Here is a 22,409-nt window from a genome sequence, read left to right on the forward strand (position 1 = left end):
AGCACGGCTGCCATGCAACGAATCCACAAGCTGTTTGCACTGTATCTGCTGGGCCTGGCCTGTTTCATTGGGCTGGTAGGCTGGGCAGAGCATGCCGGTCTGTCGCGCCAATGGATCGGACCGATCTTCCTGTTTGTGCCGGTGATGATGTATGCCACCATCGGCGTGTGGGGCCGAACGGCCGATTCGGAAGAGTATTACGTGGCGGGCCGCCGCATTCCGCCCATCTACAACGGCATGGCGACTGCGGCAGACTGGATGAGCGCCGCATCGTTTCTGAGTCTGTCGGGCGCGCTGTATCTGCAGGGTTTTGCAGGCACCAGCCAGCAGCCCGGCGGGCTCGCCTACCTTCTGGGCTGGACAGGCGGTTTCGTGCTGGTGGCGCTTTTGATTGCGCCCCAGCTGCGGGCACTCAATCTGTATACCTTGCCGGATTTCTTTCAGCTGCGCTATGGCGGACGCTGGCCGCGCGTGATTGCGGCGCTCGCTGCGGTGATGTGTTCGTTTTCGTATGTGGTGGCACAAATCTATGCCGTGGGCCTGATCGCGTCGCGGCTGACGGGTGTGCAGTTCGAGATCGGCATCATGCTGGGCCTGGGTGGGGTGCTGGTCTGCTCCTTTCTGGGGGGCATGCGTGCCATTACCTGGACGCAGGTGGCGCAGTACGTGATGATTCTTCTGGCGTTTTTGATCCCTGTATCCTGGCTTGCCTACCAGCGCCTGGGCAACCCGGTGGCAGCCGTGGCCTATACGCAGGAGTTGGGCAAGATTGCTGAATATGAAAAAGCCTTGCTGAGCGATCCGGCCGAGCGTGACGTGGAGCTGGTCTACCTGCAGCGTGGCATGGTGTTCGAATCGCGGCTGCGCAATATCCCGGCCGCGCTGGAGGCCGAGCGCGAGCGGCTGCGTGAGCTGGTGCACCAGCTGCGCATCAGCAATGCCGATCTGGGCCAGGTGTTGGCAGCCGGGCGTGAGCTGGCGGCCTTGCCCCAGGACGAAACCACGGCGCGCGAGCAATGGACCGCTGCCATGCACGAAAACTACGCCCGCGCGCAGCCGCTGGGGGGCACGCCGCAGCATACGGTGCCGTATGCGGTGATTCCTGGTGTGGCAGAGGCCGCGCAGGTGCAGGAGGATGTGTCGCGGCGCAATTTTCTGGCCTTGATGTTTTGTCTGATGCTCGGCACCGCGGGCCTGCCTCACCTGCTGACACGCTACTACACCTTGCCCACGCCTGCAGCGGCGCGGCGCTCGGTTGCCTGGACCTTGTTTTTTGTGGTGCTGCTCTACACCAGCGCGCCTGCGCTGGCGGCGCTCGTCAAGCTACAGGTGATGCAGACCTTGGTGGGCAGCAATTTTGATGCACTGCCCACCTGGATCGCCCAGTGGACGCGGGTGGACGGCTCACTGCTGTCGATTGAGGATGTGAATGGAGACGGCATTGTGCAGTGGGGCGAGATACGCCTGGGAGCCGATCTGATCATGCTGGCCACGCCAGAGCTGGGCGGGTTGCCGTTTGTCGTATCGGGCCTGGTGGCTGCTGGGGGGTTGGCGGCGGCCCTCTCAACAGCCGATGGCCTGCTGCTGACGATCAGCAATGCGCTGGTGCGCGATCTGTACCTGGTGGAGCGGGGCAAATCCGTGACACCGCAGCAGCGGGTCATTCTGTCCAAATTCACCTTGCTGATGGTGGCGCTGGCGGCAGCAGCCGTGGCGTCGGTGCGCAGTTCCGGCATTCTGGTGCTGGTGTCGGCCTCATTTTCGATAGCCGCTTCTGCTTTTGTCCCCGCAATGCTGCTGGGTCTGTATTGGAAAGGGGCAACACGCCAAGGCGCCGTGTGGGGCATGTTGGCGGGCCTGGGCATTACCCTGTACTACATGGTGGTCAACGCATGGCCTGCACGCGCCACTGGCTGGCAATCGGCCCAGTACTCTCATCTGTGGTGGGGCATACAGCCAACGCTGGCGGCGGTATTCGGGGTGCCTGCTGGGCTTCTGGTGATCTGGGTGGTCAGCAATCTGTCTCGCCGCAAAGGCGGGGTAGCCGCGGTGCAATCAGAGCAGCAGCGCTAGAAGAATGCCCGGGGGCGGCGTCATGCCTGTCGGGCGACGGCTCAGCAATGGGAGGCTTGCAATGAAAAACTGCACCGGGCGTGTGCGCGGTGCAGTTCTTGCCGGAAATGGCTTTGAAGGGGAAATACCTTTTGTGGCGCAGCAGCGGTTGCTTGCTATCCGCCGCCAGCCCTCAGGCTGTCTTCCCCCATTGGGTTGCCCCGAGTTATACCTTCAGCAGTTCCACATCGAACTTCAGCGTGGCGTTGGGAGGGATTACACCGCCTGCGCCGCGCGCGCCATAGCCCAGCTCTGCGGGGATGATGAGGGTGCGCTTGCCGCCCACCTTCATGCCTTGCACGCCTTCGTCCCAGCCCTTGATGACCATGCCTGCGCCCAGTGGGAACACGAAGGGATCATTGCGGTCCTTGCTGGAGTCGAACTTGTTGCCTTGCTGCCCATTGGCATACAGCCAGCCGGTGTAGTGCACGGTGACTTGCTGACCCTTGGCCGCTTCTGCGCCGGCGCCAACTTCGGTATCTTCGTATTGCAGGCCTGATGGGGTGGTAGTGAATGCCATGGTGATCCTTTGAGAGTGTTCTTGCAACGGGCAATCATACCTGCCCACAAAGCACAAAACCCGCATGAAGCGGGCTTGGCGTGGTTTTGTCGGGGAGGGGCTTTATTTTTTGCCTTGGCCTGCAGCGACCCAGCGGGTGGCAAAGGCTTGCACGTCCGACAGGCGCTTGAGCAGATCCTGGCCCGAAGGGGTGACGGTGTAGCCGTCACTGTTGTGATCGAGGAAGCCAGCTTCGCGCAGCTCCTTGATGCGGGTGTTCAAGGTATTGGGGGTGATGCCGCCCACGCTGTCCTGCAGCAGACGAAAGGTTTGTGGATGGCCGTCACGCAGTGCCCACAGCACACGCAAAGCGTATCGGCATTCCAACCGCTCGAACAGCTGGTTGATGGCGGTATTTTCCTTGGCGCTCATGTATGGTTCTCCTTGCGCTATGTTGAGGAGCGAAAGCGGCGCTTTCGCATTCAAATCCACAATATTGGGCGCGACCATAGTCGCGAGAAATATCTGCTACAAGTTTAATAGCTCTTGATCGGCAATGTATAGGCGCAGTACCCCAATCTGGTGCGATGGCGCGATAAGTGTTGCTGATATGCTACGTTTTTTGAGTGCCTCAGGGCCGTCTGTGGGGCGCTGCGGGGCAGAAAGCAGTCTTTATCGATTGGCGGTATAGGCAATGGATCGCGCCCCCCGGCACAGGCCAAAAAGGCGCATGCCGGCCTGGTTTGCCACCTGAATAGCCAGGGTGGTTGGCGCAGAAATGGTGGCCAGCACCGGCAGCCCCAGGCGAGCGCATTTGCGCACCAGTTCGTAGCTGGCGCGGCTGGTCATCACCACAAACCCGGCTTGCTGGAGCAACTGCTGCTGCGCCATGCTGCCCAGCAGTTTGTCGAGTGCATTGTGGCGGCCCACATCTTCCATCACCAGTTGCAGCTGGCCATCGGCCGAGGCCCAGCCCGCGGCGTGGATGGCACCAGCCTGCTGGTTCAGAACCTGCAGCGCTGGCAACTGGCTGAATGCGCTTTGCAGCTGCTCCAGCCCGATGTCATGCGCCCAGGCCATGGGTACCAACGGCTCGGGCACCATGTCCAGCGCATCCATCGAATCAATGCCGCAGACGCCGCAGCCGGTACGCCCGGCCAGTGTCCGGCGCTTTTCCTTCAGGCGGGCGAAGCAGCGGGTTGCGATGGTGATTTCTACATGGATGCTGGGCAAATCGCCGTCGTTGCCCGATACATGGGCTGCGGCCACTTCGATGCCATAGCAGTCTTCAATGCCGTCGATGATGCCTTCCGACAGGGCAAAGCCGAGTGCAAAGGCTTCCAGGTTCTGCGGGGTGCACATCATGACTGCGTGCGATATGCCGTTGAACACAAGAGCCACCGGAACCTCGGCCGCAATCGCATCCGTGCTCGGCGTGCTCAGCGCGGGTGTAAGCACGGTGGCTGGCAAGGCTTGGATAGCAGAGGGCAAGGTGGTTTCCATAGTCCGGATTTTGACCCAAAACGGCATTTCGCGCGCATCCCTGGAGCGCGTAGTGCTATTGCTTCGATAGCTTTCCGGTGGCTTTGAAGTTTGCTGCAAAGAAAAAGCCCCGCTCGGGGCGGGGCTTGCAGGAGGGGCGAGGAGCTTAGATGAAGCTGCGCAGCTTGTCCGAGCGGCTGGGGTGCTTGAGCTTGCGCAGCGCCTTGGCTTCGATCTGGCGAATACGCTCGCGCGTCACGTCGAACTGCTTGCCCACTTCTTCCAGCGTGTGGTCGGTGCTCATCTCGATACCGAAACGCATGCGCAGCACCTTGGCTTCGCGCGGGGTCAGACCATCAAGAATGTCCTTGACCACGTCGCGCAGGCCAGCCTGCATGGCGGCATCCACGGGCGCCGTGTTGGCGCTGTCTTCGATGAAATCGCCCAGGTGACTGTCGTCATCATCACCGATGGGGGTTTCCATCGAGATCGGCTCCTTGGCGATCTTCATGATCTTGCGGATCTTGTCCTCGGGAATCTCCATCTTCTCGGCCAGGATGGACGCATCAGGCTCGAAGCCGAACTCCTGCAGGTGCTGGCGCGAGATGCGGTTCATCTTGTTGATGGTCTCGATCATGTGGACCGGGATGCGGATGGTGCGGGCCTGGTCCGCAATCGAGCGCGTGATGGCCTGGCGAATCCACCAGGTCGCATAGGTCGAGAACTTGTAACCACGGCGGTACTCGAACTTGTCCACGGCCTTCATCAGACCGATGTTGCCTTCCTGAATCAGATCGAGGAACTGCAGGCCGCGGTTGGTGTACTTCTTTGCAATGGAGATCACCAGGCGCAGATTGGCCTCGATCATCTCCTTCTTGGCATTGCGCGAAGCACGCTCGCCGTCGTTCATGCGCTTGTTGATGAGCTTGAGCTCATCGAGCGGCACCACCACGCGGGCCTGCAAGTCGATCAGGTTCTGCTGCAGCTCCTGCACGGGCGGGATGTTGCGACCCATGATGGCGCTCCAGCTGTTGCCAGCCTGGGCTTCCTTCTCGATCCATTGCAGGTTCAGCAGGTTGGCAGGGAAGAGCTGGATGAACTTTTCCTGTGGCAGACCGCACTTTTCCACGATGATCTTGCGCAGGGCACGCTCTTTCTGGCGTACGCTGTCCACCTGCTCGCGCAGCATGTCGCACAGTTTCTCGATGGTCTTGGCGGTGAAGCGGATGGTCATCAGCTCGGCAGACAGCTGATCCTGCACCTTTTTGTATTGGGCGGAGCTGTAGCCGTTCTTGTCGTAGGCCTGGTGCAGCTGCTCGAACAGCGAATGCAGCTTGTCAAAGCGCGACAGTGCTTCGTTCTTCAGCTCTTCCAGGCGGCGGGTCATGGCCTTGGAGCCGCCCTTGCCATCGTCATCGTCTTCTTCGTCGTATTCGTCGAAGTCTTCTTCGGCCACGTAGTCATCGTTTTCGTCGGCGTCGGAGAAGCCGTCCACGATGGTGGAGATGACAACCTTGCCTTCACGAATTTCCTCGGCCATGGCCAGAATTTCGGCGATGGTGGCGGGTGATGCGCTGATGGCCAGCATCATGTCCTGCAGGCCGCCTTCAATGCGCTTGGCAATTTCAATTTCGCCTTCACGGGTCAGCAGCTCGACCGTGCCCATTTCGCGCATGTACATGCGAACGGGGTCGGTCGTGCGGCCAAACTCGGAATCCACGGTCGAGAGGGCGGCTTCCGCTTCTTCTTCCGCTTCTTCCTCTGTCGTTGCGGACTGGCCGGTGTTGTTCAGCAGCAGGGTTTCTGCGTCCGGGGTCTGCTCGTATACCGCTACGCCCATGTCGTTCAACATGGAGATCACGACTTCCAGCGTTTCGGCGTCAACCAGCTTGTCGGGCAGGTGGTCAGAGATTTCGGCGTTGGTCAGGTAGCCGCGGGTCTTGCCCAGCTTGATCAGCGCCTTCAGGCGCTGGCGGCGGGTGGACATTTCCTCTTCGGTCAGAACGGCTTCGTCCAGACCGAATTCCTTCATCAGCGCGCGCTCCTTGGCCTTGGAGACCTTCATGCGCAGCGGCTTGGCTTTCTCGACAGGGGAGTCGGGCGCAGCCTCGGCCTCTACCGTTTCCTCGCCTTCGAGATCGTCCTCGATGTCGGAGAAATCGGCATCATCATCGATGACTTCTTCGCTCTTGGCTTTTGCCTTGGCTTTGCCCTTGGCAGCCGTCTTCTTGGCGGCCTTGGGCTTTTCTTCTGCGGCAGGCTTGGCAGCTTTTGGTTTTGCGGTTTTTGCGGCGGCCTTGGCCTTCACAGGGGTTTCCGCTTCTTCGGCTTCCACCTTCTTGGTGGCACGTTTCTTGGGGGCGCCTGCATTCAGCAAGGCATCGGCAGCCTTGAGCAATTCTGCTTGAGACAGGCGTTGTTTACTTTCGGACACGGAGCTAACCTTCTTCGTCGCTGCCTTGGTAGGGGAGGGGGCGGCAGCACTGGCTTTTACGGTTTTGCCAGCTGCAACAGGTGTCTTGGCAGCCGCAGGTTTTGCGGCTTTGGACACGGTTGCAGCCTTGGCACTTTTGGCAGCGCTGGCTTTGGTTGGCGACTTGACGGACGACTTCGCGGACTTTGTAGCAGGCATGTACACCCTCGAATCAAAGAAAACACACAAAGAAAACTGGCAAGCGCCATTAACCGGCGCATACAAAATAAATAAATACGGCGTCTGCCTGCAACAGGTGCAATGGGCAGCTGGGCCATACGAGGTGCGGAACCTCTGGGCAAGATGTTGGGGCGATCATTTGGAATGCAGTCCTTGCGGTATGTTGGGCGCTTGCGCTGGTGGCAAATCACGTAAGTCTTTACGCGGGCCCGGTCCGGAGGTGCTGCTGTCGCTCTTGCCGATGCAACAAATATTATACCTTTTTGGCGAATGTCAAGAGCTTGGCGCCATTTATTTGTTGACCTGGCGCTTGAGCAGGCCAATGCGGTGGAAATTGCTCTGGTAGCGCCGCAGGGCCTTGGGGTCAGAAGCCTGGGTGATGAGCTGGCGGTTCTGCTTTTCGAGGTGGTCGAGCACGATGCGGCTGAGCGAGTCACGCAGCTCGTCGCGGATCTCATCGAGCGGGCCGTCGATCTGGGCGTGGTGCCCTTGCATCAGCTGGGTGGCGAATTCCTCGATCACATGGCCACGCATGTGCTCCCGCAGCACGGCCCATGACTGCGCGCCGTGCGCCAGAAACTGCTGTTCTATCCAGGCAAACAGGCTGCCGTAGGGCGCATCCAACTGCGCCAGGGTGGCGGCATCTTCCGGGGAAAAGTTCTCCAGAAACGCCATGTGCGACAGCAGCAGGCGCGCGGCCTGGTCTTCCCGCGTGACTGCTACGGTGGGCATGGGTGGCTGCGGCGCAGGGCGTGGTTGCCAGTTGCTCTTGCGGCCCTTCCATTCGCCAGGGCTGCGCTTGCCGTAGGCATTGCCTCCAGCGCCATGGCCGAAGTTGCTGCCTGGTTGGGAGCCATAGCCATCGCTGCGCTGGCCGGGGTAACGGTCCATGCCGCCCTCGCCATCCCAGGGCGGTGCGTCGCCATACGAGGGAGGGGGCTCGACTGCCGCATCCCACGGCGCAGTGGATCGGGTGGGGTCGGCTCCCGGGTGGTGCGCACGGCCACCGCCTCCCTGGCGGGCCTGTTCCAGGGCCGTGGTCTTCTGCCACAGCCCGTCGAGTTCAGCGGCAGGAAGCTGGGCCTTGTCGGCAATTTCGACCAGCAGTTGGCGCTTCAAGGCTCCATCGGGCAGCAAATTCCATAGCGGCCGGGCGTTGCTGGACATGCGCGCGCGTCCTTCTGCTTGCCCCAGATCGCAGCCTTCGCTGGCGGCTTCAAGCAAGAAGCGCGACAGCGGGGTTGCGTCATGTACATGGCGGGCAAACGCATCGGCGCCATATTCGCGCACAAAGCTGTCCGGGTCGTGCTCGGAAGGCAGGAAGAGGAATTTGATGCTGCGCGTATCGGTGGCATAGGGCAGGGCGCCGTCGAGCGCCTTGCGGGCGGCGCGGCGTCCGGCGGCGTCGCCGTCAAAGCTGAACACCACGGTATCGGTAAAACGGAACAGCTTGTGTACGTGATCGGGCGTGCAAGCGGTCCCCAGGGTGGCGACGGCATTGGGAAAGCCCAGCTGCGCCAGCGCTACTACGTCCATATAGCCTTCGGTTACCAGGACGTAGCCGTGTTCGCGGATGGCGGTGCGCGCCTCAAACAGGCCGTACAGTTCACGCCCCTTGTGAAAGACCGGTGTCTCGGGCGAATTCAGGTATTTGGGCTTTTCGTCGCCGAATACGCGGCCGCCAAAGCCGATGCATTCGCCTTTGACATTGCGGATCGGAAACATCACCCGGTCGCGGAAGCGGTCGTAGCGCTTGGCATCGCCCCCCTTGTCGTCTTCGGACTCGATCACCAGCCCCGATTCCACCAGCTTGGCGTCATCGTAAGCAGGGAAGACGCTGGCCAGGCCGCGCCAGCCTTCGGGCGCATAGCCCAGGCCAAAACGCTTGGCAGTGGCGCCAGAGACACCTCGGCCTTTCAGATAGGCAATGGCTTTTTGCGACTGTGACAGGTGCTTGCGGTAGGCGTCGCCCGCCTTTTCCAGCATGTCGGTGAGTGTCGCCTGCTTTTCGCGCGCCTGGGCGGCGCGTTCGCGTTGCTGGGGCGAGACATCGTCTTCGGGCACCTGCAGGCCGGTGCTCTGGGCCAATTCGGTCACCGCTTCACGGAAGCCCATACCCGTGTGGTCCATCAGAAAACCAATCGCGTTGCCGTTTTTGCCGCAGCCAAAGCAGTGGTAGAACTGTTTGGAAGGGCTGACGCTGAATGAAGGCGACTTTTCGCCATGAAAAGGGCACAGCCCCATGTAGTTGGCGCCGCCTTTTTTCAGCTGTACATAGCGGCCCACCACATCGACCACATCGACGCGGGAGAGCAGTTCCTGGATGAATGACTGGGGGATGGACACCGTCCTATTGTCGCCCAAGCGCAGCCACGCCCAAGTGCTGCATGGGCAAATTGCTGCGGCACTCGGCTTGACCGGTTGCTTGCCAAGCAGGCATGGATTGCTATGAAAAAAGGATTGATGTTGCCCAATGGGCGGGCGCTAGCAGTCATTTTTACCATATTCACCGATCCGTATTCTTGGTGAGAGCCCATCGGCCATTGCAATTTCCGTGTCAGCCATCTGTGGCACAGTGGTTTCCAAGGAGACACAAGACCGATGACGAGCATGTACGACACCCGGTTGGAGCGCAATGAGGCCAACCACGCCCCGCTGACCCCCTTGAGCTTTCTTGAGCGCGCGGCCGAGGTTTACCCCGAGCGGCTGGCCATCATCCATGGCGATCTGCGCCAGACCTGGGGGCAAACCTATGCCCGCTGCCGCCAGTTGGCCAGCAGCTTGCAGCAGCATGGCATTGGCAAGAATGACACAGTAGCGGTGATGCTGCCCAATACGCCCCCCATGGTGGAGGCGCATTTTGGCGTGCCGATGGCGGGCGCCGTGCTCAATGCTCTCAACACCCGGCTGGATCCTGAAACCATTGCTTTCATGCTGGACCACGGGGAAGCCAAGGCATTGATCGTGGATCCCGAGTTCGCCGGTGTGGTGGCCAAAGCGCTGCAGTTGCGCCAATCGGCCACGCCGTTGCTGTTGATCGATGTGGAAGACGCCATCTATGGCGAGGCCAGCGAGCGCCTGGGCATCCTCACTTACGAACAGTTGCTGGCGCAGGGCCGGGCAGACTTTGAGTGGGTCTTGCCGGGCGATGAGTGGGATGCGATTGCACTGAACTACACCAGCGGCACCACCGGCAACCCCAAGGGCGTGGTCTACCACCACCGGGGCGCGGCGGTAAACGCCACCAGCAATGTGCTGGAATGGGACATGCCCAAGTTTGCTGTCTATCTGTGGACCTTGCCCATGTTCCACTGCAATGGCTGGTGTTTTCCATGGACGGTGGCGCTGCGCGCAGGAGTCAACGTTTGCCTGCGCCGGGTCGAGGCGCAGGCCATCTTCAACGCCATCAAAACCCATGGCGTAACCCACTACTGTGGCGCTCCCATCGTGCACAGCCTGCTCGTCAACGCCCCGGCGGCCATGAAGGAGGGGATGCAGAATCTGGCGCAGGGTGGCGTCAAATGCATGGTGGCGGGTGCGGCGCCGCCCGCATCGATGATCGAAGGCATGGAGCAGATGGGCTTTGACCTGACCCATGTGTATGGTCTGACCGAGGTTTACGGCCCCGTCACTGTCTGTGCCAAGCAGGAGAGCTGGAATGGGCTGGACGTGGGCGAGCGTGCCCGCCTCAATGCGCGCCAGGGCGTGCGCTACCACCTGCAGCGCGCGGCCCGTGTCATCAATGCCGAAACCATGGAGCCTGTGCCGGAAGACGGCGAAACCATGGGCGAGATCATGTTGCGCGGCAACATCGCAATGAAGGGCTACCTCAAGAACCCGACCGCCACGGACGAGGCTTTCCGTGGTGGCTGGTTCCACACGGGAGATCTCGCGGTGCAGTACCCGGATGGCTACATCAAGATCAAGGACCGCAGCAAGGACATCATCATCTCCGGCGGAGAGAACATCTCGTCCATCGAGGTGGAAGACGTGCTCTACCGCCATCCCGCAGTTCTCGCCGCCGCCGTGGTGGCCAAACCCGATGCCAAATGGGGCGAGACACCCTGCGCCTTTGTCGAGATCAAACCTGGCGCGGCGGTGACGGCCGAGGACATTGTGGCCCACTGCAAAAAGCATCTGGCAGGGTTCAAGGTGCCTCGCGCTGTAGTGTTTGGCGATCTGCCCAAGACGAGTACGGGCAAGATCCAGAAGTTCGAGCTGCGCAAGCTGGCCGGGTCTGCAGACGCCATTGATGTGTGATGCTCGGGCGCCTGACGCTGCCGCCGGGCTGTATGACGCGAGGTGTTGGCTGAAAGCTGCGTTGTATTTGCCGCTCGGGTTTGCCGCAATGGCTCTGGTGTGGCCCAGTGCCTAGAGTGGCTTGGTTCATCCACATTTCAATCGACAAGGACACAAGCCATGCAACACGCCCCAAGCGCCACCTCTCGCACCGCACCTCGCAGTATATTATGGCTAAGTGCTTCTTTTTTGATAGCTACTGGCGCGCTGCTATTGGGCGGAAAAGCCCATTCCGAGGTGTATGCCAAGGAGAGCATGCTCAAGGCGCAGAAGGAAAAGGCGGGTGGTGGCCAGGGCGTGCTGGTAGGTGAATATGCCTTTACCCGTGACAAGGCCAAAAAGGACGAGGCGATCAAGGAAATCAGCTGGCTGAGCTTGAAGCCGGGCGATTCCATCGGTTACCACCCGCACACCACCAACGAGGACACCTACATCATCGTCTCGGGCACTGGCGTCTTCAAAGACAAGGATGGCAAGGATGTGCCGGTGAAGGCGGGAGACGTGACCATCGTGCGCAAGGGCGAATCGCATGGCTTGACGGCAACAGGCACGGAACCGCTGGTGTTCATTGATGTGATTGCCGAGCAGTGATGCGCGCATCTGTGCGCATGAAATAACAAAGGAGCCACGCAGGCTCCTTTTTTCATGCCGGGCGCCGAGGCCTTACTGCCCCATCACCACGCCTTCGCGCCGTGGGTCTGCGCCGCCGAACCACAGCGATTTGCCATGGGCCTCGCCGCGCGAGATCGCTTGCAGGCCGCTGGTCAGGTTCTGCTCCTTGACTTCGGCTCCGCGCTTGGCGAGGGCTTCTACCGTGGCGGCAGGGAAGCGCTTTTCCTCCAGCACGGTAGGTCCGTTCAAGCTTCCAAAATTAGGCAGGTTGATGGCTTGTTGTGGCATCAGGCCCCAGTTGAGCATGCCGTACAGCGTTTTGGCGGTGTAGTGGATGATCCAGGCGCCACCAGGGCTGCCGGCGCTCACCACCAGCTTGTCGGTGGCCTTGTCAAACACCAGCGTGGGTGCCATCGACGAGCGTGGGCGTTTGCCAGGCTCGACCCGGTTGGCGATGAGCTGGCCCTGGGCATCGCGCGGAGCCAGGCTGAAGTCGGTCAACTCGTTGTTCAGCAGAAATCCGCCGGACAGACCCCGGCCGGTGTTCACCATCTGGCGCGAGCCGAACTGGTCTTCGATAGTGGTGGTCATGGCAATCGCATTGCCATAGGCATCGACGATGCTGATGTGGCTGGTGCCATATTCCATCTGGTAGGGCTGGGTGGCGTAGGCGATTTTCACGGCACCGGGCTGGCCGGGCTGGGCTTGTTTCATGCTTTGCGCACCGATGAGCTTGGCACGCTCAGCCAGGTATTGCGGACGCAGCATGTTGTGCCAGTCGTTGCCGGGAGCCTGAACGAAAGCAGGATCAGCCACGTACTGGTTGCGGTCGGCAAATGCAAGGCGCGACGCTTCTGCGTACAGGTACAGCCAGTCGGCAGTAGGCAGGCCATCGGCGCCCAGCGCCATTTGCGGGGCCGGGGTATTGCCCAGTATGCCCAGGATCTGCCCGACTGCAATGGCGCCCGAGCTGGGTGGCGGGAAGCCGCACACGCGGTAGCTGCGTGCAGCCGCATTGGCTGCAGCTTGCGGGCTGTAGTCGCTGCACAGTGCTTCGCGCTTGACGGGCTGGTAAGCGGCCAGATCGGCTGCTGTCATCTTGCCGGGGTTGGTGGCATGGCCTTGCACCTTGCGCACAATCGCTTCTGCCACCGGGCCTTCCAGCAGCGCCTTGGAGCCATTCTTGGCGATGTCTTTCAGGATTGCCGCGTATTCCGGGTTTTTCAGCACATGGCCCACGGGCCAGGGCTTGCCGTTGGCATCGAGAAAATAGCTGCTGGCGACTGTATCCTGGCCCAGAAACTTTTCCTGTGCCGTGAGCGTGTTCAGGCGAGGGCTGACCTTGAAGCCGTCGCTCGCCAGCTTGATGGCGGGCTCAAACAAGGTGGCCCAGGGGAGCTTGCCGTGCTCCTTGTGGGCCAGCTCCAGCATGCGGATGGCGCCAGGCACGCCCACCGAGCGGCCGCCCACCACGGCATCGTGGAAGACCATGGGCTTGCCGTCCTTCATGAACAGGTTTTCATCGGCGGCCATGGGGGCGACTTCGCGGCCGTCATAGGCCTCTACCTTACTGCCCTGGGCATGCAGCAGGAAGGCTCCGCCGCCGATGCCGCTGGACTGCGGCTCAACCAGGCCGAGCACCAGTTGTACGGCAATGGCTGCATCAATGGCGCTGCCGCCGGCCTTGAGCACCTGAAAGCCTGCATCCGTTGCCAGCGGGTTGGCTGCAGCCACTGCGTACTTTTCGTTGGCCCAGCCGGGCTTATCGATCCAGCCGGAGCTGCCTTCGGGCTGGTCGGCCACGGCAGGTGGGGTGTAGTGGAGCGATGGCGCGCTGGTGCAGGCGGCCAACAGGGCCGCCGCCGCCAGTGTGCTGATCTGCAAGGCATGGCGCGCGCCGCGCGTGAGCGGTTGGCGGGCCTTGTTTCTGGCTTCGAGATTCAGGGAAGTCTGGTGTGCCATGGCGGTATTCCTTCTCTATTTCTGTAGTGGGATGCTGCATCGTACCTGCTCTGCCAGATAAGCCATTGAGGGAGTGCACCGACACACGCATCCAGATGTAAATAGGCTCTTGCGCGCTGCTTCAGGCGAGCTGTGGCCCGGCCACGCGGTCTTCCACCACAAAGCGCGCCAGGGTACGGATGCCACTGTCCGCACGCAACGGGTCATCGACGGCGCGCAGCTGCGTCTTCCACAGGGTAGGTGTAACTTCGCACAGGCCATAGCCGCGCTCGTCGCAGCGGGCAAACAAGATTTGTGGGTTGCGAGCAACGACGGCATCGACCCGGGCCTGCGTGGTGCCCGAGTGCGATGTGATGGATGTGCCACAGAATTCGCTTGCCACCGCACGGGGTGCGCGGCCCTCGGCTTCGGGGTTGTCGATGCGGCAGACATAGTTCTGGTGGATGTCGCCGCCCAGCAGCACGGTGTTGCGCAATGCGGCCTGATCGATGGCGCGGATCAGGCGCTGGCGCGCTGCGGGGTAACCGTCCCAGCTGTCGGTGCTGGTGCGACCATTGGGATAGTGGCGAGGGGCAAACAGGGTTTGTTGGCAAATCACGCTCCATCGCTTGCTGGATGAGCGCGAGGCGCTATTGTTCTTGAGATTTTCTGCCAACCAGCGCTCTTGATCCCACCCCAGAAAACTGCGGGCATCGAGGGCCAGATCGGGGCAGTCATCCGCATGGACGGAGCCGTTGCTTTTATCGCCCGGTGTGCGGCAGGCCTGAATGTCTCGGTACTGGCGCGCATCAAGCACCATCAGTTCAGCGAGGTTGCCCCAGGCGAACCGGCGGTAGATCTGCGTATTGCGCAGGCTACCGGCTGCACTGGCTTTGGCGGCCACGGCAGCGCGCAGCGGCATGTTTTCGTAGAACGCCTGATAGGCAGCCAGGCGCTTGGCGGCAAAGGCGGTAGCGCTGCCCACGCCTTCCAGGCCCACGTAATCGTTTTCCACCTCGTGGTCGTCCCAGGTCATGACCCAAGGGCAATAGGCGTGCATGGCCTGCAGATCGGGATCGCTTTTGTGCAGCGCGTAGCGGTCACGGTAGTCTTGCAGGCTGCGCGGGTAGGCCAGCGGCTGCAGGCGCGCCAGCTTGGAGAGCTGTGACTGGGTTTTCGCGTCGCTGGCATCGGCTTTGGGTGATGCGTATTCGTAGATGTAGTCGCCCAAAAAGACCACCAGGTCTGGATCGTCTGCCCGCGCATGGCGCCAGGCAGCGTAGTAGCCGTGTTCCCAGCGCTGGCACGAGGCAAACACGAGCCGCATGCGCTGTACGGGCGCGCCATCGACCGGGGTGGTGCGTGTGCGTCCGGTGGTACTGGTCTGGCCATTGCAGTGAAATCGATAGTGGTACCAGCGGTCAGGTGCCAGGCCGCGCGCCAGCACATGCACGCTGTGGCCCCAGTCTGTTGTGGCCAGTGCTTCGCCCTTTTGCACGACATGCTGGAACTGCTCGTCGTGGGCAATTTCCCACTGCACTGATTGCGGCCCAAGCAAGGGCATGCGCGGGCTGGGCAAGAGCCGCGTCCACAACACTACGCTGTCGCTGGCGGGCTCGCCGCTGGCTATGCCCAGGCCAAAGAGCTGCTCGCTGACCGGCCAGGCCGCAGTCGCCAGGGCTGCATGGCTGGCCAACGACATGCCGCCGAGGCTTGTGGTTGCAAGCCATTGCAGCCATTGGCGGCGGGATATATTGGCCGGAATACTGCTTTGCGCTTGATGCATATACGTAATTTGCTATGAATTTTGAGTTTTTACAGTATCGGCCGAGCATAGCGCGTCAACGGCGTGCTGGTTTGTCGCAGTGGTAAAGCAAGGTGGAAAAAACGCCTGAGGGCGCTGATCCCGTTGGGTGCCTTGGGGGACGTTGTTCCGAAGCAGGCCTGCCAATAAAAAACGCTCCATGAGGAGCGTTGTTGATTGTGATCAATGGGCCGATTCAAGCCTGTGATTCGCCACAGGAGGCAGTCTTATTCGTCGTTGTTCTGCAATTGCGCCTGCGGGTTGGCGGCCGATGCCAGGATGTTGGCAGGGTCGTCCACGGCCTCGCGCAAGGCCTTGCCTGGCTTGAAATGCGTGACGCGCTTGGCAGGCACCTGCACGGCTTCGCCGCTGCGGGGGTTGCGGCCCAGGCGTGGCTGGCGGTGGGTGATGGTGAAACTGCCAAAACCACGGATCTCGATGCGCTGGCCGCGCACGAGGGAATCTTCGACGGCCTCGAGAATCGTTTTGACAGCCTGCTCTGCATCCCGCTGGGTCAGCTGGTGAAAACGTTCGGCAAGCTCTTCAATCAGATCGGATCGGGTCATACGAATGGGAATCTTCAGTAATCTATATAGGCAAAACGTAGATGGGCGCACTGGGCGCCCACCTTGAATGCTGGCTACCGACTATACCAAGCTGTGCAAGGTATGTCGGCAGCAGGGGCCGTCAATTACTTGTCGGCGTCCAGCTTGGCGCGCAGCAGAGCGCCCAGGCTGGTGGTACCAGCATTTTCCTTGGACGATTGCTGCGACAGCGAAGCCATGGCTTCTTGCTGCTCAGCGTGGTCCTTCTGCTTGATCGACAGGGAGATGCTGCGGCTCTTGCGATCCACATTGGTCACCACGGCGGTCACGTCGTCGCCTTCCTTGAGCACCGAGCGAGCGTCTTCCACGCGGTCTTGGGAGATTTCCGAAGCACGCAGGTAGCCGACGATGTCGTCGCCCAGGTCGATTTCAGCGCCCTTGGCGTCCACAGACTTGACCTTGCCGGTCACGATCTGGCCCTTGTCGTTCACGGTAGCGAACGTGGTGAAGGCGTCGCTGTCGAGCTGCTTGATGCCCAGCGAGATACGCTCACGGTCCACATCCACGGCCAGCACGATGGCTTCCACTTCCTGGCCCTTCTTGTAGTTACGAACGGCGGCTTCGCCAGCTTCGTTCCACGACAGGTCAGACAGGTGCACCAGGCCGTCGATGCCCGAGGCCAGGCCCACGAACACGCCGAAGTCGGTGATCGACTTGATCGGGCCCTTCACGCGGTCACCGCGCTTGGTGTTCTGAGCAAATTCTTGCCATGGGTTGGCCTTGCATTGCTTCATGCCCAGGGAGATGCGACGCTTGTCTTCGTCGATTTCCAGAACCATGACTTCGACTTCGTCGCCCAGAGACACGAGCTTGGAAGGAGCAACGTTCTTGTTGGTCCAGTCCATTTCGGAAACGTGCACCAAACCTTCGATGCCTGGTTCCAGTTCCACGAACGCGCCGTAGTCGGCAATGTTGGTGACCTTGCCGAACAGACGGGTGCCCGATGGGTAGCGGCGCGACACGCCCAGCCATGGATCGTCGCCCATTTGCTTCAGACCCAGGGACACGCGGTTCTTCTCGGTGTCGAACTTCAGGATCTTGGCGGTGATTTCCTGGCCAGCAGTCACCACTTCGGATGGGTGACGCACGCGGCGCCATGCCATGTCGGTGATGTGCAGCAGGCCGTCGATGCCGCCCAGATCCACGAACGCACCGTATTCGGTGATGTTCTTGACCACGCCCTGAACGATGGAGCCTTCCTTCAAGGTTTCCATCAACTTGGCGCGCTCTTCGCCCATCGAGGCTTCCACCACGGCGCGGCGGCTCAGCACCACGTTGTTGCGCTTGCGGTCGAGCTTGATGACCTTGAATTCCAGGGTCTTGTTTTCGTAAGGGGTCAGGTCCTTGATAGGACGGGTGTCGATCAGCGAACCGGGCAGGAATGCGCGGATGCCGTTGACCAGAACGGTCAGACCGCCCTTGACCTTGCCGGAGGTGGTGCCGGTCACGAATTCGCCCGATTCCAGGGCCTTTTCCAGCGACAGCCACGAGGCCAGACGCTTGGCGGTATCGCGCGACAGGATGGTGTCGCCGTAGCCGTTTTCGATGGAGCCGATGGCCACGGACACGAAGTCACCCACTTGGACTTCGATTTCGCCCTGGTCGTTCTTGAATTCGTCGATAGGCACATAGGCTTCCGACTTCAAGCCGGCGTTCACCACGACGAAGTTGTGCTCAACGCGCACGACTTCAGCGGTGATGACTTCGCCAGGACGCATTTCGGTGCGTGTCAACGACTCTTCAAAAAGGGCGGCAAAAGATTCAGACATGTGTTTCCTTAGACATAGTCAGGTTTCCGTTAGCACTATTGCTATCGTTTTTAAGGCTGGCTATGCAGGTTGCGGAGGTTCCGCGGGTTAAAGTTAAACAACCCGGCAACCCATGGTGGTATGGAACGCACCAGTGGAAGGCGGCCGGGGCCTTGCAAACCGTCTACATCAGGGCAAAAGCCACACTGTTCAGGCGCTGGCCTGGGAGTGGGCCGCCACTGCGGCAAACGGTTGGCGCTTTTCCCACCACGCCAGCACCTGGGCCACGGCTTCTTCAACCGTGATGTCGGAGTTGTCGAGCAGGAGAGCATCTTGCGCAGCTTGCAGCGGAGCGGTGGCGCGGTTCATGTCGCGCGCATCGCGCGCCTCAAGGTCAGCACGAAGGTCGGCTATTGTAGCCGGTATTCCTTTTTCTATCAACTGTTTATGACGGCGCTGCGCGCGCTGGGCGGCGCTTGCCGTCAGATAGATCTTGAGCGGGGCGAGGGGGAAAATCACGGTTCCCATGTCGCGGCCGTCTGCCACGAGGCCGGGCAGCTGGCGAAAATCATGTTGCATCTGCACCAGTGCCTGGCGCACGGCGGGCAGGGCCGAGCCGAGCGAGGCGTTCATTCCCGCCTCTTCGGAGCGGATGGCAAGGCTGATGTCCTCGCCGTCGAGCAGCACGCGCTGGTCGGGTGTGAAGGTGATGTCCAACTGGGCAATCAGGGCTGCGATCTGGCCCGCGTGATCGGCATCGATAGGAATGCCCGCGCGCGTGGCAGCAAGGCCGGTGATGCGGTAGAGCGCACCCGAATCGAGCAGGTGGTAGCCTAGCGCAGCAGCCACGGCAGACGCCACGGTGCCTTTGCCGGAGGCCGTGGGCCCGTCCACACAGATCACGGGCACGCTGCCGGGTACGGGGCGTACGGCAGAGAACAGTGCTTCAAAATAGCCAGGAAAGGTCTTGGCTACGCACTTGGGGTCTTCAATGCGCACCGGCACGCCTGCGGGGTTGAAGGCTGCGAGCGAGAAGCACATGGCAACGCGGTGGTCGTCATAGGTGTGGATGCTGGCGGGCCTCCACGCTTCACGATCCGCAGGCGGTGTGATACTGATGTAGTCAGCGCCTTCTTCCACGGTGGCGCCGAGCTTGCGCAGCTCGGTGGCCATGGCGGCCAGGCGGTCGGTTTCCTTCACGCGCCAGCTGGCAATATTGCGCAAGGTGGTGGTGCCGTTGGCGTACAGCGCCATGGCTGCCAGTGTCATGGCGGCATCGGGAATGTGGTTGCAGTCCATGTCGATGGCTTGCAGCGGCCAGTTGCCCCGGCGGATTTCCAGCCAGTTGGGGCCGCTGGTGATGGCTGCGCCCATGGCCCGCGCAGCATCGACAAAGCGGATATCGCCCTGGATGGATTGGGCGCCTACGCCCAGCACTTTGACGCTACGGTCGATATGGATGGTGGAGTTGTTGGGGCCGGGCTTGCTGCTCTTGCCCGCGGCGATGGCGCCCAGCGCGATGAAGTAGCTGGCCGACGAGGCATCGGCCTCCACATGGATCTCGCGTGGCGACTGATAATGGCTGCCCGCAGGGATGGTAAAGCGCTGCCAGCTATCATTTTTGACAGCGATGCCGAAGCGCTGGAGCAGCTCCAGCGTGATGTGGATGTAGGGCTTGGAGATCAGCTCGCCCATGACTTCGATGGTCACATCCTGCTGGCGCCCCACCAGCGGGAGCGCCATCAGCAGGGCTGTCAGGAACTGGCTGGACACATCGCCGCGCACGGGGATGGGTGTCTGCAGGTGCAGCTGGGCCGTTGTTACCGGATGAATGCGCAGCGGTGGGTAGCCTTCGTTGCCGAGGTAGTCGATCCTGCAGCCGAGCTGGCGCAGCGCGTCGACCAGGTCACCAATCGGGCGTTCGTGCATGCGGGCGACGCCGCTCATCTCGAAATTGCCGCCCAAGAGTGCCAGTGCAGCCGTCAGCGGGCGCATGGCGGTGCCAGCGTTGCCCAGGAACAGTTGCAGAGTGCGCGCCGCCGTCGCGGGTGCCAGATGACCGCCAAGGCCGGTGACGTGGTAGCTGTTGAGGTGTGCCGGATCGGTGCTGCGCACTACGGCGCAACCCAGTTGCTCCAGAGCTTTGAGCATGACCTGGGTGTCGTCGGAGTCGAGAAGGTCATGGATGGTGGTGGTGCCCTGGCTTAGCGCGGCGAGCAGCAACACGCGGTTGGAGATGCTTTTGGAGCCGGGCAACTGCACTTCACCATTGGCGCTTTGCAGTGCGGGAATGTCAAGAAAAGCGGTGGTGAACATGGTTTGCTCTGCTTTTAGGAGTTAATGCGCACAGGTGGCGGTCGCTGGCGGCCAATTCTATTGAACTATTGAGAATGATTGGTGCAACAAGCCCAGGCAACGTCCGTCTGAAAAATTCAAAAATCGACTCCAGATTTTCTTGCCTTTCCAACCCTTTCCAAGCCTTGCCAACCAAGGCCTTGCGACGGGTTGGCAACACCCCGCCTATTATCGACTGGCACCGGCTGACCGCCTGCGGTGATTGCCGCCGACAAGGTGCCGAGGCCTCAGGTCGTGGGCTTGGTTTTGGACAGCGATTCTGGCGTGTACAGTTTGCCCGGCTTCCATTGCGCCCGGGTGTCCGAGGCGCTGCGGATCAGGCTTTCGACTGCGGCCTGGTTGTCAGTCATCAGGGCCGCTTCATAGCGCCCCAGCATGTGCTGCAGGTAGTGGATCTGCTGGAGGATCTCGGTGCGGTTGGCGCTGAAGATATCGCGCCACATATTGGGCTCGCCAGCGGCAATGCGGGTGAAATCGCGAAAACCGGGGCCTGCCAGCGACAGGATGCGGTGGCCGTCTTCCTGCGCAAGGATCGCGTTCATATAGGCCATGGCGATCAGGTGCGGCGCGTGGCTGCTGGCAGCCAGGGCAGCATCGTGCATTTCCGGAGACATGCTGGTGACATGCGTGCCCAGTCCCTTCCACAGGGCTTCGGCCTGGCGCAACTGGGCCACCTTGGTCAGCTCGGTCGGCGTGAGCACCACCTGGGCATCGTTGTAGAGGTTGACGTCTGCATGATCAACGCCCGATACCTCTTTACCGGTGATGGGGTGTGCGGGCACAAAGCAGCCAAAACGGTCCTTGAGTGCGCCGCGCGCGGCGTTCACCACATCGACCTTGGTCGATCCCACATCCATGACCAGGGTGCTGGGCTGGATCAGATGCTTGATGGTGCGCAAGGTGGGTTCGGTCGATGCGACCGGAATCGCCAAGATCACCAAATCGGCGCCAGATACCGCGATCAAGGCCGAGCTGGCTTCTTCGTCGATGGCACCCATCTGGCGCGCGCGGCTGGTGGTGGAGGGCGACTTGCTGTAGCCCACGATGCGTTTGACGAGCCCCGCTCTCTTGACGGCCAGCGCGAACGAGCCGCCCATCAGCCCGCAGCCGATCAGCGCCATGTGTTCAAACTTTTTCACCAATCAGGCTCCTACAGGGTAGGCGCCCAGCATCTTGAAGAAGGCGCATAGCTCGCGCAATTCTTCCAGAGCCTTGGCAACATTGGGCTGGGCGGGATGGCCGTCGAGATCAATGTAGAAGTAGTATTCCCATTGGCCGGTGCGGGCAGGGCGTGATTCGAAGCGCGTCATCGACACGCCATGCTTGGACAGCGGCACCAGCAGATCGTGCACTGCACCAGGGCGATTGGGCACGGAGACAATCAGGCTCGTGCAGTCCTTGCTCGACGGCTGCGGCATGGCCAGTGTGTGTGGCAGGCAGATGATGGCAAAGCGCGTGCGGTTGTAGGCGTCGTCTTGAATCGCGTGACTGACGATATGCAGGCCAAACTGCTGCGCGGCGCGCTCGCCAGCAATGCCAGCCCAGTTGGGGTTGAGCGCTGCCAGGCGCGCACCTTCGGCATTGCTCTCTACCGGTCGGCGCTCGGCGTTGGGCAGGTGCTTGGACAGCCAGCCCTGGCACTGTGCCAGCGCCTGCGGGTGGGCGGCAACCACTTCGATGCCTTCAAGCGAGTTGCTGGTGCGCATCAGGTTGTGGCGGATCAGCATGCTCACTTCGCCCACCACATGGCAGGGCGTGTGCAGGAGCATGTCCAGCGAACGCGTCACCACGCCTTCATTGGAGTTTTCCACACCCACGACGCCAAATTGCGAGCTGCCGGCGGCGGTGGAATGGAAGACTTCTTCAAAACTGTTGCAGTACTTGATATCGGCAGCGCCTCCAAAGTACTGGATGGCTGCTTCTTCGCAGAAAGTACCGGCGGGGCCGAGCACAGCCACGCGCTGGGGGGATTCCAGTGCCAGGCAGGCCGACATGATTTCGCGCCAGATGGCCGAGACATGCGCATTCTTCAGTGGGCCGGGGTTGGCGTTTTCGATCTTCTGGATGACCTGGGCGACCCTATCGGGACGGAAGAACGGCGTGCCTTCGCGCTTTTTGAGCTCGCCAACGCGTTCGGCCACCAGGGCGCGCTGGTTCAGCAAGGTCAGGAGCTGGGTGTCCAGATTGTCGATCTGTACACGCAGTGCGGCGAGTTCGGGGGACGCTTGGGGTTGGTTGCTCATGGGTACTGGTACAGGTCAGGCCACGCAGAGCGCGTGCGCCAGCCTGCAAGAATAGC

At 61.3% G+C, this 22,409-nt stretch carries 15 protein-coding genes; 3 read left to right on the forward strand and 12 right to left on the reverse strand.

Going from position 1 to position 22,409, the window contains the following annotated elements:
* Window positions 1–12 precede the first annotated feature (12 nt).
* Window positions 13–2,073, forward strand: coding sequence for a VC_2705 family sodium/solute symporter (locus tag HNP33_RS10840; protein ID WP_184708240.1), 2,061 nt, complete (start codon window positions 13–15; stop codon window positions 2,071–2,073).
* Between the two features lie 205 nt (window positions 2,074–2,278).
* Here the strand turns inward: HNP33_RS10840 and HNP33_RS10845 are convergent, their stop codons facing one another.
* The 5 genes from HNP33_RS10845 to dnaG all read right to left on the reverse strand — a co-directional run bounded on the left by HNP33_RS10845 (window position 2,279) and on the right by dnaG (window position 9,092).
* Window positions 2,279–2,632: an FKBP-type peptidyl-prolyl cis-trans isomerase gene (locus HNP33_RS10845; protein WP_184708242.1), complete on the reverse strand. Its 354-nt coding sequence runs from the start codon at window positions 2,630–2,632 to the stop codon at window positions 2,279–2,281.
* A gap of 102 nt (window positions 2,633–2,734) precedes the next feature.
* Entirely contained in the window at window positions 2,735–3,043 is a 309-nt protein-coding gene (locus tag HNP33_RS10850; protein WP_184708244.1) for a winged helix-turn-helix transcriptional regulator, read from the reverse strand.
* A 240-nt stretch (window positions 3,044–3,283) separates the two neighbouring features.
* Entirely contained in the window at window positions 3,284–4,102 is an 819-nt protein-coding gene (gene fdhD / locus HNP33_RS10855; RefSeq protein WP_233464482.1) for a formate dehydrogenase accessory sulfurtransferase FdhD, read from the reverse strand.
* A gap of 157 nt (window positions 4,103–4,259) precedes the next feature.
* The gene (gene rpoD, locus HNP33_RS10860; protein WP_184708248.1) at window positions 4,260–6,725 is read right to left on the reverse strand and encodes an RNA polymerase sigma factor RpoD; all 2,466 of its coding nucleotides are present in this window, start codon (window positions 6,723–6,725) and stop codon (window positions 4,260–4,262) included.
* A gap of 312 nt (window positions 6,726–7,037) precedes the next feature.
* Window positions 7,038–9,092, reverse strand: a complete 2,055-nt coding sequence (dnaG, locus tag HNP33_RS10865) for a DNA primase (RefSeq protein ID WP_184708249.1) — start codon at window positions 9,090–9,092, stop codon at window positions 7,038–7,040.
* 255 nt (window positions 9,093–9,347) lie between these two features.
* Between dnaG and HNP33_RS10870 the strand changes: the two genes are divergently transcribed.
* Window positions 9,348–11,006 (forward strand): acyl-CoA synthetase, encoded by a 1,659-nt coding sequence (locus HNP33_RS10870; protein ID WP_184708251.1) that lies wholly within the window; start codon window positions 9,348–9,350, stop codon window positions 11,004–11,006.
* 159 nt (window positions 11,007–11,165) lie between these two features.
* Window positions 11,166–11,636, forward strand: coding sequence for a cupin domain-containing protein (locus tag HNP33_RS10875; RefSeq protein WP_184708253.1), 471 nt, complete (start codon window positions 11,166–11,168; stop codon window positions 11,634–11,636).
* A gap of 72 nt (window positions 11,637–11,708) precedes the next feature.
* Here HNP33_RS10875 and HNP33_RS10880 read toward each other — a convergent pair whose 3' ends face one another.
* The 7 genes from HNP33_RS10880 to pheA all read right to left on the reverse strand — a co-directional run bounded on the left by HNP33_RS10880 (window position 11,709) and on the right by pheA (window position 22,353).
* Window positions 11,709–13,619 carry a gamma-glutamyltransferase family protein gene (locus HNP33_RS10880; RefSeq protein ID WP_184708255.1) on the reverse strand — a complete coding sequence of 637 codons (1,911 nt, stop codon included), beginning with the start codon at window positions 13,617–13,619 and terminating at the stop codon, window positions 11,709–11,711.
* Window positions 13,620–13,740: 121 nt separating this feature from the next.
* Window positions 13,741–15,384 carry an alkaline phosphatase D family protein gene (locus HNP33_RS10885; protein ID WP_325064928.1) on the reverse strand — a complete coding sequence of 548 codons (1,644 nt, stop codon included), beginning with the start codon at window positions 15,382–15,384 and terminating at the stop codon, window positions 13,741–13,743.
* A gap of 245 nt (window positions 15,385–15,629) precedes the next feature.
* Complete coding sequence (locus tag HNP33_RS10890; RefSeq protein ID WP_184708257.1) at window positions 15,630–15,968, reverse strand: integration host factor subunit beta; 339 nt, start codon at window positions 15,966–15,968, stop codon at window positions 15,630–15,632.
* 125 nt (window positions 15,969–16,093) lie between these two features.
* Window positions 16,094–17,776 carry a 30S ribosomal protein S1 gene (gene rpsA / locus HNP33_RS10895; protein ID WP_184708260.1) on the reverse strand — a complete coding sequence of 561 codons (1,683 nt, stop codon included), beginning with the start codon at window positions 17,774–17,776 and terminating at the stop codon, window positions 16,094–16,096.
* 189 nt (window positions 17,777–17,965) lie between these two features.
* Window positions 17,966–20,071: a bifunctional 3-phosphoshikimate 1-carboxyvinyltransferase/cytidylate kinase gene (locus HNP33_RS10900; protein ID WP_184708262.1), complete on the reverse strand. Its 2,106-nt coding sequence runs from the start codon at window positions 20,069–20,071 to the stop codon at window positions 17,966–17,968.
* A gap of 266 nt (window positions 20,072–20,337) precedes the next feature.
* Window positions 20,338–21,231 carry a prephenate dehydrogenase gene (locus HNP33_RS10905; protein WP_184708309.1) on the reverse strand — a complete coding sequence of 298 codons (894 nt, stop codon included), beginning with the start codon at window positions 21,229–21,231 and terminating at the stop codon, window positions 20,338–20,340.
* A gap of 21 nt (window positions 21,232–21,252) precedes the next feature.
* Window positions 21,253–22,353: a prephenate dehydratase gene (gene pheA, locus HNP33_RS10910; RefSeq protein WP_184708264.1), complete on the reverse strand. Its 1,101-nt coding sequence runs from the start codon at window positions 22,351–22,353 to the stop codon at window positions 21,253–21,255.
* Window positions 22,354–22,409: the final 56 nt, after the last annotated feature.

Origin of the sequence: Comamonas odontotermitis (assembly GCF_014207855.1) — a bacterium.
GTDB classification, from domain to species: Bacteria; Pseudomonadota; Gammaproteobacteria; order Burkholderiales; family Burkholderiaceae_C; genus Comamonas; species Comamonas odontotermitis_A.